Genomic DNA, 11,588 nt, shown 5'->3' with positions numbered 1-11,588 from the left:
CCCCACGACGATCACCGTGATGAGCTGCGCGAGCACCCCAACGACTTGTCACACCAGGCCCGGTGACCTGCACGAATCACGATGAAACTTCCTCAATCAGTAGTTTCTGAAAAACGTCTGCCGCAGTCTTGTCCCGACAGCCAGTCACCAGAATGTCCAGGACCTTGTCCTCGTGGTCGACGGCCCGCCACAGGTACTTCAGCTCGCCGTTGACCTTGAGAAACACCTCGTCCAGGTGCCACTTGCCGCCCGACTGCGGGCGACGTCGGCGCAGAGCGGCCGCGTGGAGGGGACCGAACATCCGTGCCCACTGACGGACCGGCTCGTACGGCACGACAGCACAGCGTTCCAGCATCAGCTCCTCGGCCCAACGGAAGCTGAGGGGAACTGGTGATACGGCCGCACGCAGTGCGCGATGATCTCCGGCGGATACCAGAAGCCCCGGTACGACGGCACCTGAACAGCCCCGCTGAGACCGGGGAGGGACGAGATGCGGGGCTGTTGGACGAGCATGACTCGAGGGGAGAATCGGCATGCTAGTCGCTGATGGCCCCTCTGGGGTGGTGGGGGGAGGTACTGCGCGGCGGCGGGATCACCCGAGGTAGGTGGCGTGGCAGTGGACCGGCCCGAGCGGCGCGGGTCGTGCCAGGGCGACTAGCGACAGGCCGTGCGGGGGCAGACCGTGCACTGTCAGGGTGGAGGGGCCCAGGGACTGGCTGTCGACGACGCCGGCCCTCAGACGGGCCGCCGGGTGGGGGCCACCGGGCACCCCTATCGACAGCGCGAGCGGGCCGTCAGCGGCGAGGGCGAGCAGCCAACGGTGGGCGTGGTGGACGGTGGCCACCGCCAGCGGCCGGGTGCCGGGGTCCACGATGAGCAGGGCGGTACGGAAGTCGCTCGCCGGGTCCCAGCGCAGCACGATCCGTTCCGGGCCCACTCCCAGGTACCCGGCCAGCGCGCGGCGGGCGCCCGCGCGGGCGGCGAGGAACCAGCTCCGTTCGTCGTCCCGGGCGATGCGGGCGCCGCGCAGTTTTTCCGCCCGCCCCAGCAAGGCGATGTCCTCCCGCCGGCCACCGGTCTCCCCGCTGCCGTACCAGACATGCACTGCGCCAGAGGGCAGGGACGGCGTAGCACGGTCTCTCACATCCGGAAGGGTGAGGCCAGGCGGACGCCTACGGAGCAGGGCGCCAGGAAGGACTCGGCCGGGCGGCCGGCGAGGAGCCGGGTGCCGAGTTCCCTGGCGTGCTCCTCGGTCAGGATCAGTTCGACGTAGTCGCCGCCGTCCCGGATCGAGATATGGAGGGACACGTTGCGTTCGGAGTCGAGCAACAGGCCCACGGTCTCGTCTACCACTCCGGGGATCATCGAGGGCACGCGCTGGGTGGTGGTCGGTGCGTACGGGGACATAGTTTCCTCCAAGGAAGGGGAGTCGGCAGGGGGCAGGGGCGGGCTTATTCCGAGCGGGACGGCAGGAGAGCGGCCCTGATCCGCGCTCCGAACAGGCCGACGGTCAGGCCGAGGACGATCAGCAGGAGGGACAGGACCTTCACGGCCGACAGCCGCTCGCCGAACAGGGCCATCGACGCGACGATGCCGAAGACCGGGACGAGCAGGGACAGCGGGGCGACTGTGGACACCGCGTACTCCTTAAGCAGCCAGTTCCACATCCAGTACGCGAACAGTGTGTTCGGGTAGACCTGGAACAGGACGGAGGCAACGGCAGTCAGATCCACCTGGGACGCCAGCCGGGTCCAGCCGGAGGTGCCGTCAGCCAGCAGGTCGAGGGCGAACAGCGGTATGGGGGAGAAGACGCAGGACCACACCAGGAAGCCCAGGACGTCCCCGGGGGCAGTTTTCTTGAGGATGATGTTGGCCACGCTCCAGGACGCCGCGCCGAACAGCACCAGGCCGAGCCCGGGGAGCGTCACGCTGCCGTCGGTGATGAATGCGGTGCAGGCCAGGCCCGCCAGGGCCACGGCGGCTCCCGCGCACTGGAAGCGGGTCAGCGGCTCCCGGAACACCAGGGCACCGAGGAAGATGGTGAGGAAGGCGCTCGCCTGGAGCGCCAGCGAGGCGATGCCGGCGGAGAGCCCTGCCCGTACGCCCAGGTTGACCATGCCCCACAGGCCGACCCCGAACACCGTTCCGTACGCGGCGAGATGACGCCAGGGAACGTCGGGGCGACGGATGAAGAGGACCGCGGGGAATGCGCAGAGCGTGAAGCGGATACCGGCCAGGATGAACGGGTCGACCGATGCGAGACCGATCTTGATCACCGAGAAGTTGATGCCCCAGATCGCGGTGATCAGCACCGCGAGTGCGATGTGCTTGCTCTTCATGCCCTACGCCACCGGCCGCGTGGAGTGGAACGCCCGACGGTGCCACACCAGGGGGTCGGCGTCCCCGTGCACGCGCACCCCGGTCACCTCGCCGATGAGAAGCTGGTGGTCACCGACCGGGATCAGGTCCGCGGTACGGCAGTGGAGCACCGCGGCCGCGTCCGTCAGGAACGGCAGGACGTCGCCGGGCCAGTCGTCGAAGTCGAGGCCCCCGAAGCGGTCGATACCCCGGGAGGCGAACTGCCTTGCCGCCGCGGTGTGCTGGGTGCCGAGGAAGTTGACGGTGAACCCCGCCGCTCCGGTGAGAGCAGACCGGCAGCTGGAATCGTTGGCCAGCCCCACCAGGATCAGGGGGGCCCAACGACACCGAGGTCACCGCCGAGGCGGTGAAGCCTTTGCGGTCCCCGTGCGCGTCACGGGTGGCGACGATGCTCAGCGGGGCCGCGAGGAGCGACATCGCTTCGCGGAAGGTGTGGCCGTCCACGGGGGTGGATACGTCCTGGGCCATTGCGGTCACGGTTTTCCTCACGGGTGGGTACGGGCTGCTGCTGCCGACGGTGTCACTGGGCTGGAACAGGCTCCGGGGCAGGCTCCGGGGCAGGCTCCGGGGCAGGGTCCGGGGCAGGCTCCGGGGCAGGGTCCGGGGCTGCGGACTGTGCCGCGACCCGGCGGAAGCTCCGGATGGTCAGCGGCAGCGCGACGGCGCCGAACACGCTGAGCGCCACCGCGAGTACGGCCACCAGGCGCTGCGGGCCGATGGCGGTGCCGACGGTACTGATGAGCAGGCCGCCGATCGGATAGGACAACAGGCCGATCAGGAAGAAGGGCCCCATCACCTTGCCCAGGTGCTCCTGCGGGATGACCTTGACCCGCTCGGTCCGGTTGAACACGTTGAAGTACGCGACACCGCACAGCGCGGCCACGAACGCGGGAGCGTACACCGTGAATGTCGGGGCGAGCCCCAGGACGAGCAGGCACACGCACAGCGTGAGGTAGCCGATGATGCCGAGCAGCCCCACACCGAACCGTTTCAGCAGCCGCGGCGTCATGAGGAGGTTGACCAGCCCGGCAGCCCCGACCAGCATGTTCAGGATCGCGAACGAGGACTCCGGCGCGTCGAAGACGTCGGTGACGACGGCTGCGTTGGCACCGAGCATGGTGGCGAAGACCAGGTTGATGGAGAAGTTCAGGCTAGCCAGCAGGAGCACCGGCCGGTTGCCGAGCAGCAGCTTCCAGCCGAGCCCCAGCTCGCCCAGGCTGCCCCGTACCGTGCCGGCACCGGCAGTGCGCGCGCCGCGCGGCAGTCTGAGCCAGCAGGCCCCGGCCGCGAGGAACATCAGCGCCGCGAGACCGAGCAGCCAGATCTTGCCGAGCACCGCCACGGCCAGGATCGCCAGGCCCGGCCCGAGCGCCATGGCTAGCAGTTCCATGTTCTGGAAAAGCGCCTGGGTGCGCGGGAGCTCCTCCTTGGTGGCGAGCTGCGGCACGGTCTTCTCGATGGCCATCCGCACGGGTGCGACCAATGTGGAGAGCAACGCCCCGTTGACCATCAGCGCCCCGATCGTCCAGGACGGCTCGGTCGCGCAGACCACCACGGTCACACCGAGGAGCACGCCGCGCGCGGCGTTGGCGCGGGAGAACAGCCGGGTACCGCCGTCCCGGTCCGCCATCAGCCCGGCGAACGGGTACACCAGCAGGCAGGGCAGCCACTCCACGGCGTAGGCGACGCCCAGTAGGGACAGCCGGCCCGACTCCAGGAAGATCAGCAGCGGGACGCTGAACAGGACCAACTGCTCGGCCATCAGACCGAGCAGCACCCCGCCGGCGAACAGGGACCGCCTCAGGCGCAGCCCGTTCATCGGGCGGCCACCACGAGCGGATCGGCCACAGCACGCTGGCCGGGCTGCCGGCCAGTCGACTGTCCGACCGGCTCCGCGGTCCGCTCCAGTTCACGCAGCAACGGCATCACACCGGTGTAGAAGTGCCGCATCTCGTCGCGGGCCGGCCAGCCGGAGAAGATGAACTGGGTCACCCCCGCGGCCTTGTACGCCATGAGCTCGGCGGCGATCTCGGCGTGGCTGCCGACCAGGCACAGGGCGGGGCTGCCCCGGTAGGCGACCGCGCCGGACCACAGCACCGGCGACATCCATCCGTGTCCCGCCTCCTCGGCGAGCCGGAAGGAGTTCCGCACAGCGGCGGAGTCGGCACCGGCCACGAACTCCGACACGAAGGCCCGGAGGTTGTCGTCCGCGCCGCTCATCACCTCGGCGAGATCGCTGAGGGCCTCCTCCCGCGTCGGGCGGGACAGCACCTGCATCCGCAGGCCGACGCCCACGCCCCGTTCCCGGAACGGGACGGTCACCTCGGCGACGGCGGCGGGCGTGTCGCCGTAACGGAACCAGCAGTCGCCGTGGGTCAGCGCTGTGTCCTGGGCGATCCCGGAGGCACCGCTGACGTAGATCTCCGGCCGACCGCCCTCCCAGAACCCGAGGCCCAGCTGGGCGTCCTTGAGTCGGTAGTGGTCGCCCTCGTAGGTCAGCGGGGTCTCACCCCGCCAAAAGCGGTGCAGCACGTCGAGGAACTCGCCGGCCCGGGCGTACCGGTCGTCGTGCGCCAGGAAGTCACCGTAGTAGGCCTGTTCCGCAGGGGAGATGCCCGCCACCAGGTTGAGCGCGATGCGCCCCTTCGACATCCAGGAGACGGTGTTGACCATTTGGGTGAAGAGTGTCGGGGAGAGCAGCCCCGGCCGGTAGGCCAGGATGAAGCGCACCCGCTCCGTCTCGCGCGCCAGCGCCCCGAGGACGGGCAGTGGGTCGGGCAAGCTGTAACTCTGCGCCATGAGCAGGGATTCCACGCCGAGGGCGTCGGCCTCCTGCGCGTACTCCACCGCGCCGTCCAGGTCGAGAAGGTCCGCCCGGTACTTGTCGGTGCCTTTCTTCTGTCCGCTGTCGAGCGATGAGCCCCAGTGGATCCTGAGCTCGGTCATGCCTGTACTCCACTCTGCTGTCGTGAGGGGTTCCCGGAGCCGCCGGTGACGGTACGGATGCGCAGCGACCGGAAAAGAGCCGCCATCCAGTCCCGGGTGTGCGCCGGTGACGAGGTGACCGCGATCCCGGCCAGAGCCGTCTCGTGGGCACCGTAGGTGATGTGGTCGGGCAGCGGGGTTCCGGGCGGGAGTTCATGCCAGGTGACCGTCTCGGGGGAGGCGCGGAAGCCCTCGCTCCCGTCGAAGCCGTCGAACGGTTCGCCGGCCAGGTGGTGTCCGGGGTGGACGAACCAGCCGTACCAGCGCCGCTCCGCCGCAGGGGCGGGCAGCGCGTCCCCGACTGGTTCACCGAGCAGGATCCGCAGTTCCCAGGAGGGTAGGTGAACACCGGTGGCCAGCTCGAAGACCGCGACGACGTCGGCGCCACCGACCCGGTTGCCGACCTCCAGGAACACCAGCTCCCCTTCGTGGACGATCGCTTCCAGGTGGAAGCTGCCGTCCTCGATACGGACCGCCGCGAGGGCTTCGGACACCCAGTCGCGGACGGTGGCGGGACAGTCGATCTGGAACGAGCCCATGGGGATGCCCTGCGCGTAGGCCAGGCAGGTGCCCAGGTACTCGCTGGCGCCCAGGACCAGAATCCGGCCGCCCTCGACGATCCCGTCGTAGTGGCGGACCGGTCCCTCCACGAACTCCTCCACCTGGAAGGCGGACACAGCCTCCGCCCGGTCGGGCCCCGCGGGTGCGGAACCGTCGAGTTCGGCGACACCGCTGCGCCGACCGGCAACTGCCGCGTGGGCCTCGGCGGCGCTGCCGAACACCGTCACGTCCACGCTGGACGCGCCCCGGTGCGGCTTGAGGACCGTCGCCCCGGTCCAGGGCGCTGCGCCGCCGCCCGCCAGGAACGCGGCGAGCGGCAGGAAGCGCGGCGCGCGCAGTCCCGCGTCGGCGACGGCCTGCTTCATCAAGACCTTGTCCCGGGCAAGGGTGACCTGCTCGACCGGGGGGCCGGACACGTCGTACCGCTCGCGCAGCCGGGCCGCGTCGAGGAGCTCGTACTCGGACAGCGAGAGGATCCGGTCGAAGGGGCGCCGCTCCTCGTCCAGCCAGGCGGCGGCCTCGTCGAACGCCGGCCGCTCGCCGGGGCGCTCGACCCGCTCGCACTCCAGGTCGGTGGGGATCGTGTCGAGCGCCGCCCGGGTGCCGAGGTAGGTGACCCGGTGCCGGGCGTGGTCGATGCCCCGGGCGTACTCGATCTTCGGGTAGGGCACACGGTGCAGGATCAGGATGTCCATCAGCAGGCCTCCAGCTCGGTCGTGGGGGTGAGGAGGAACGCCCGGTCCGGACCGCGGCTCGCGTCCAGAGCGGCCGCCCAGGCCGTCCGCAGGGCGCGCACCACGTCACGGAGGTCGACGCGGTCGGTGTGCAGCGTCAGGCAGCCCTGGGCGGCGAAGTCGGCGTTGTCGCGCGGCTCCGCGTGCAGGACGCGCCGATCGGTCACCAGCCAGCCGAAGTCGCGGGCCCGCAGTTCGCCGGCGCGCAGGTGGAGCGCTTCGGCGGTGGCGGCGAGGGCGTCCTGGAACGGGGTGGCACCGGGCCGCAGGTCGGTGGGGGCGAACAGGCGGTCGGAGGTGACGCCCAGCATCACAGTGGCGGCCGAGCAGGTCGGCTCGGGCAGGCCGCTCGGGGTGTCCGCGCTGAACGCGGAGTCCACCCACGCGTGGTAAAGGTCGATTCCGTACACCCAGCGGGCCAGCGACCAGATCTTCATGCCGGCCGGTCGACGGTTCGGCTCGACAACCGCCGTATAGCGGTCGTCGTCACTCAGTTTGATCTCGTTGTGGAACGGCCCGTCGCACTGTCCGACCAGCACATTGGCCTGGCGGCCGGCCCGTTCCAGGGAGGCACGGCCGGTCTCGGTGAGGCGGGCCGGCAGTACCTGCGCGAACTCGACCGGGTAGCGGCCGGCCGCGCTCAACTTCTCGGTGACGAAGGACAGCCGGCCCAAGCCGTCGTAGGAGTACTCGCGGCGGTAGGGAATGATCTGCTCGCAGATCACCCCGGTGGCCAGGTAGGGCAGCACCTCCGCGAAAGCCGCACCCAGGTCGTCGCCGGGCCGGACGAGGACCACGCCGCGGTTGTTTCCCTCCTTGGTGGGCTTGACCACGAAGCCGTCCGGATGGCTGTTCGCGAACGCGCGGAGCGCGTCCAGGGAGTCGATGCGCGCGAAGCCCGGCACCAGGACGCGCTGCGCGGCGAGGGACTCCCGCGCCCGGTCCTCGGCGTGCCGGTAGGTGAGCTTGCAGAACGCCGCCCCCGCCAGGTCCGGCGAGTCCACCGGCAGGTCTAGGCGACGCAGCAATTCGGCACCGCTGCGCACTGCGTTGTCGGAGAAGACGATGCCCGCGGCGAACCCGTGGCGGCGGGTGCCGAGCAGCTTCTCGCCGGCCTCCACGAAGTCCGGGTGCAGCGGGTCGAGGTCGATCACCTCATCGCACAGGAGTCGGTCGGCGTCGGTGGGGGCGGCGCGCACCAGGGTGACCTGGGCGCCGTGCGCCCGGTGCGCGTGGTCGCGCATGCGCCGGACGTCCTCGATGCGGTTCAGGTTGTAGTCGACGATCAAGAACCGGGCCGGGCCGATCGGCATCGTGCTCTCCTGTCTGCCGGTGCTATGCCGGGCGTTCACGTCTCGTACTGGACTTCGATGGCGTCCTGGGACGCCCGTATGAGCGCGGGGAGGAGCCGCTCCCGCTCGTCGAGGGGGAATCTCCACAGCAGTTGGCCTAGGAAGACCTCGCGGGCGTCGGAGTCGATCCGGTCCCCCGCCTTGAGGAGGATCTGTGCCACGACGGGTTGCGCGGGCAGGTCCTCGGCGAGGCTGATGCGGGCGATACGGCCGCGCTCGGCGAAGAACACCCGGAAGAAGGTGGCATGCCGGGCGGGGGACGTGCCGTCCGGCGCGTATGAGATCTGCGCGAGCCGGCGGCGGTAGTGGGCGAGGGCGTCCGGGCCGGGTTGGGCGGCGGCCAGGATCAGGTCGATCCACAGGTCGATCAGGTCGTCCGTACCGTTGAGCGCCTTCACGCTGTGCGAGATCAGACTGCCGCCGACCCGGGGATTCACCTCGATCAGGTCCCACCGGCCGTCGTGGTGGCGGGCCTCGATGTGGAAACAGCCCCAGCGCAGGTCCAGGTGGGCGAGCAGCTGGAGCACCCAGGCATGGCCCTCGGCCAGGTCCGCGGTGTCCAGCGAGCGGGGCGGGCTGACGCAGGCGTTCTCCAGGACCGTGCCGGCGGTCTCGGTGACCTCGGACTTCTCATGCGTCGTACAGGAATTTCTCCGGGTAGAGCGCGGCGACCTGCCCGCCGGGGTGCGCGAGGGTGTCGATGACGGTGGTGCTCAGGCCACGGAAGCCGGCGTAGTAGGCGGCGTACAGTCCGGCCGGTCCGGCGCCGATCACGGTGAGGTCGGTCGTGCGGTCCGGGGCGGCCGTCCGAGGAGGCGTGGTCATGCCGGCTCCCCCTCCCCCCGGGCGCGGGACTCCCGCAGGGCGAGGAGCTGGTGGAGGAATCCGTGGAGTGGCACCGGGACACCGGCCCGGGCGGCAAGTCCCACCACGGCTCCGGTCCAGGCGTCGATCTCGGAGGGCCGGCCGGCGGCGACGTCCCGTTGCAGCGAGGACGTTCCCGCCGCGGGCTGCGCGTCCACGAAGGCGAGGGTCTCCTCGACGATGCCGGCGGGCAGCGTGATTCCGTGGGCCTGGGCGACCAGCCGGATCTCCGTCATCCCGTCGGTGAGCAACTGCCGGGTGCCGGGCCGGGCGCGCAGCTCCCCGATGGTGGCGCCGGTGGCGGCGCCGAGCCCGCCGAAGGGTACGACGAACAGGAACTTCGCCCACAGCTCCGCCCAGATGTCGGCTGGCACGACGGCGGGCACGCCCGCCGCGATGAAGGCGTCGCGGGTCCGGCGGACCCGCGCGCTGTCCCGGTTGTCCCACTCGCCGAAGGTCAGTGAGCCCTGACCGCCGACGTGCCGGATCCTGCCGGGTCCGTCCAGCAGGGTGATGACCTTCGCGACGGCGGGCAGGACGGCGTCCCGGCCGATGGCCTCGGCTGCCTCTCCAGGCGCGGTGACGCCGTTCTGCAGGGTCAGGACGGCGGTGTCGGAGCCGACCAACGGCTCCAGCAGGCGGAGCGCGGGGCCCAGCTGCCAGGTCTTCACCGCGAGCAGGACCAGGTCCACCCGGCCGATCGCGGTGGTGGTGTCTGTGGCGGCCACTCGCGGCACAGTGACAGCGGTGGTGCCGTCGGGTCCCACCACCGTCAGGCCGTGCTTGCGCAGCGCCTCCAGGTGCGGGCCGCGGGCCACGAAATGCACCTCGTGGCCGACTGCGGCGAGCCGGGCACCGAAGTATCCCCCGATGCCTCCGGACCCGATCACGGCCACTTTGATGGCACCGCTCCGGTCCGCCGTAATAGCGTCCGTTCCCATTTCAGAGTCCTCCAGTATATTCCATGCCTTGTAAGCGGTGCCCTGGGGTGCGCGCATCTGAATAGCGCGACTTGGATCGCGCACGGAAATCCTGCAGCGGAACAGGTGACAGGATGGGAAGGAATGGGCGCGGCGACGCCCCGCCGCATTTATGGATGCGGCTTCGATCCCGCGTTCAACGCCTTCCCGCGGCCGCCTCCGCACCACTCCGGTCAGACCCCGGCTCCCGGCGAGTGCCAGATGAAGTCATCGGAAGGACCGGCTTTGACCACGTGCGGAGCGATGGAAGCGCGTGCGGCACCTTCCGGCGAGGCGGACGCGGCCCCGGCAGTCGCACCGACGAGGACGAGCGTGATCAGGACCATAGAAACGACATGAGTACGAAGCAAGATGGAACAATCCCCCAGAAGCTGATTTCGGATCGGAGGGCGCAACCCCTTGCCCTCCTGGATCAGCTTGCCGAACCAATCGCTTGAATGCCATCGAAATCCGGTGGTGACAAGTCACAGACGACTTTCACTCACCCCGAGGGAGGCCGAGACCATGGAAAAACGGACAAAAGCGACAAATAAATCAACTATTCCGGGGCTTTGTGAAATTCATGTAACGCTCTACCGAATGGCGCTCGAGCGGGGCGTGCTCAACCCCACCGCCGCCGCGCTCGATCTGGACCTGCCCGCCGAGGAGGTCAAGGCCGCCTTCGCCGACCTCGTCACCCTCAGCCTGCTGCGGCAGACCCGACAGGACTCGGACCCCGGGAACATCTGGGACGTCTGCGCCGACAGTTCCACCGAATACCTCCCCAGCAACCCCGAAACGGCGGTCACCCACCTGGTCGGGCCCATCGAGGCCGACGTCCGCCGGCTGCGCCGGCGGGCCGACGAGCTCAGCGCCCACGTGATGGCGATGAAACCGGTCTTCGAGGAGGTACGGCAGGGGAACTTCGCCAAGGCACCGATCGAGTACCTCACCACGCTCGACGCCATCCGGGGCGCGCTGGAGCGGATCTCCGCCTCGACCCGGGTCGAACTCCTCGCCGCCCATCCCCAGGTCCCCCCGCCCGAAGCACTGGAGGACGCGTACCGGCGCACCGCCGAACCGGTCGCCCGGGGAGTCCTGTGCCGCACGCTGTATCCGCACGTCGTGCTGTCCCACGGCTACATGCGCCAGTACCTGAGCCGTATGACCGAACTGGGCGTGGAATACCGTACCGTCAGCCACATTCCCGACCGCGTTCTGTTGATCGACGCCGGCACTGCGGTGATCTCAGACCCCGAGCAGCAGCCGGGCCAGGGGGCACTCATCGTGCGGGACCCATCGCTGGTGCGCCACCTCTACCGATCCTGGGAGAGCGTCTGGGTCTCGGCCCGTCCCTTCGAGGACCCCGGAACGGCTGCCGCGCAGATCTCACCCAAGGACGAACTGCGCCGCTCCATCCTCCACCTGCTCGACGCCGGCATGAAGGACGAGATGGCCGCCCGCCACCTGTCGATGTCCACAACCACCTACCGACGCCATGTCGCCGACCTGCTGACCAAACTCGACGCACAGAACCGTTTCCAAGCCGGCAGCTACGCCCGCCGCGCGGGCTGGCTGGACAGCTGACCCGACCTCGATGTCCTGTCCCGGAAACCGTGCTCCACGATCAAGGAACTGACCAGGGTGGGGCAGATGCAGTGAGGAAGTTTCATCGTGATTCGTGCAGGTCACCGGGCCTGGTGTGACAAGTCGTTGGGGTGCTCGCGCAGCTCAGCACGGTGATCGTTGCGGGG

The 11,588-nt window shown here is 69.8% G+C and carries 12 protein-coding genes and 1 pseudogene; 1 reads left to right on the top strand and 12 read right to left on the bottom strand.

Annotated elements, in window-relative coordinates:
• Positions 1–79: 79 nt before the first annotated feature.
• The 12 genes and pseudogenes from AC0Z36_RS28505 to AC0Z36_RS28450 form a co-directional block, all read right to left on the bottom strand.
• Positions 80–513 (bottom strand): annotated as a pseudogene (locus AC0Z36_RS28505) (IS6 family transposase); the annotation flags it as partial.
• Between the two features lie 79 nt (positions 514–592).
• Positions 593–1,105 (bottom strand): hypothetical protein, encoded by a 513-nt coding sequence (locus tag AC0Z36_RS28500; protein WP_485465964.1) that lies wholly within the window; start codon positions 1,103–1,105, stop codon positions 593–595.
• Positions 1,106–1,140: 35 nt separating this feature from the next.
• Positions 1,141–1,407, bottom strand: a complete 267-nt coding sequence (locus AC0Z36_RS28495) for a hypothetical protein (RefSeq protein WP_485465963.1) — start codon at positions 1,405–1,407, stop codon at positions 1,141–1,143.
• Between the two features lie 44 nt (positions 1,408–1,451).
• Positions 1,452–2,339 (bottom strand): EamA family transporter, encoded by an 888-nt coding sequence (locus tag AC0Z36_RS28490; protein ID WP_485465962.1) that lies wholly within the window; start codon positions 2,337–2,339, stop codon positions 1,452–1,454.
• Between the two features lie 3 nt (positions 2,340–2,342).
• Positions 2,343–2,681, bottom strand: coding sequence for a flavin reductase family protein (locus tag AC0Z36_RS28485; protein ID WP_485465961.1), 339 nt, complete (start codon positions 2,679–2,681; stop codon positions 2,343–2,345).
• A 218-nt stretch (positions 2,682–2,899) separates the two neighbouring features.
• Complete coding sequence (locus AC0Z36_RS28480) at positions 2,900–4,198, bottom strand: MFS transporter (protein ID WP_485465960.1); 1,299 nt, start codon at positions 4,196–4,198, stop codon at positions 2,900–2,902.
• Positions 4,195–5,325, bottom strand: coding sequence for an LLM class flavin-dependent oxidoreductase (locus AC0Z36_RS28475; RefSeq protein WP_485465959.1), 1,131 nt, complete (start codon positions 5,323–5,325; stop codon positions 4,195–4,197). Before AC0Z36_RS28475 ends, AC0Z36_RS28480 begins: the two co-directional genes overlap by 4 nt.
• Positions 5,322–6,620 carry an ATP-grasp domain-containing protein gene (locus AC0Z36_RS28470; protein WP_485465958.1) on the bottom strand — a complete coding sequence of 433 codons (1,299 nt, stop codon included), beginning with the start codon at positions 6,618–6,620 and terminating at the stop codon, positions 5,322–5,324. Before AC0Z36_RS28470 ends, AC0Z36_RS28475 begins: the two co-directional genes overlap by 4 nt.
• Positions 6,620–7,972, bottom strand: coding sequence for an ATP-grasp domain-containing protein (locus AC0Z36_RS28465; RefSeq protein ID WP_485465957.1), 1,353 nt, complete (start codon positions 7,970–7,972; stop codon positions 6,620–6,622). The genes AC0Z36_RS28470 and AC0Z36_RS28465 overlap by 1 nt, the downstream gene beginning before the upstream one ends.
• A gap of 35 nt (positions 7,973–8,007) precedes the next feature.
• Positions 8,008–8,538: a hypothetical protein gene (locus tag AC0Z36_RS28460; protein WP_485465956.1), complete on the bottom strand. Its 531-nt coding sequence runs from the start codon at positions 8,536–8,538 to the stop codon at positions 8,008–8,010.
• 103 nt (positions 8,539–8,641) lie between these two features.
• On the bottom strand, positions 8,642–8,836 hold the full coding sequence (locus AC0Z36_RS28455; RefSeq protein WP_485465955.1) for an NAD(P)-binding protein: 195 nt from the start codon (positions 8,834–8,836) through the stop codon (positions 8,642–8,644).
• A complete protein-coding gene (locus AC0Z36_RS28450; RefSeq protein WP_485465954.1) occupies positions 8,833–9,816 on the bottom strand; it encodes a 2-dehydropantoate 2-reductase in 984 nt (327 codons plus the stop codon). Before AC0Z36_RS28450 ends, AC0Z36_RS28455 begins: the two co-directional genes overlap by 4 nt.
• Positions 9,817–10,434: 618 nt before the next feature.
• On the opposite strand from AC0Z36_RS28450, the gene AC0Z36_RS28445 reads away from it, so the two are divergent.
• Positions 10,435–11,421 (top strand): helix-turn-helix transcriptional regulator, encoded by a 987-nt coding sequence (locus tag AC0Z36_RS28445; RefSeq protein WP_485465953.1) that lies wholly within the window; start codon positions 10,435–10,437, stop codon positions 11,419–11,421.
• Positions 11,422–11,588 lie beyond the last annotated feature (167 nt).

The organism is Kitasatospora sp. UYEF31 (assembly GCF_057291755.1).
This window is presented reverse-complemented; position numbering and strand designations above follow the sequence as displayed.

Excerpts from the sequence above, each read along its gene's own strand:
- AC0Z36_RS28470 (WP_485465958.1), bottom strand. The coding sequence starts at position 6,620 with ATGGACATCCTGATCCTGCACCGTGTGCCCTACCCGAAGATCGAGTAC.
- AC0Z36_RS28480 (WP_485465960.1), bottom strand. The coding sequence starts at position 4,198 with ATGAACGGGCTGCGCCTGAGGCGGTCCCTGTTCGCCGGCGGGGTGCTG.
- AC0Z36_RS28445 (WP_485465953.1), top strand. The coding sequence starts at position 10,435 with ATGGCGCTCGAGCGGGGCGTGCTCAACCCCACCGCCGCCGCGCTCGAT.
- AC0Z36_RS28450 (WP_485465954.1), bottom strand. The coding sequence starts at position 9,816 with ATGGGAACGGACGCTATTACGGCGGACCGGAGCGGTGCCATCAAAGTG.
- AC0Z36_RS28465 (WP_485465957.1), bottom strand. The coding sequence starts at position 7,972 with ATGCCGATCGGCCCGGCCCGGTTCTTGATCGTCGACTACAACCTGAAC.
- AC0Z36_RS28490 (WP_485465962.1), bottom strand. The coding sequence starts at position 2,339 with ATGAAGAGCAAGCACATCGCACTCGCGGTGCTGATCACCGCGATCTGG.
- AC0Z36_RS28475 (WP_485465959.1), bottom strand. The coding sequence starts at position 5,325 with ATGACCGAGCTCAGGATCCACTGGGGCTCATCGCTCGACAGCGGACAG.
- AC0Z36_RS28455 (WP_485465955.1), bottom strand. The coding sequence starts at position 8,836 with ATGACCACGCCTCCTCGGACGGCCGCCCCGGACCGCACGACCGACCTC.
- AC0Z36_RS28495 (WP_485465963.1), bottom strand. The coding sequence starts at position 1,407 with ATGTCCCCGTACGCACCGACCACCACCCAGCGCGTGCCCTCGATGATC.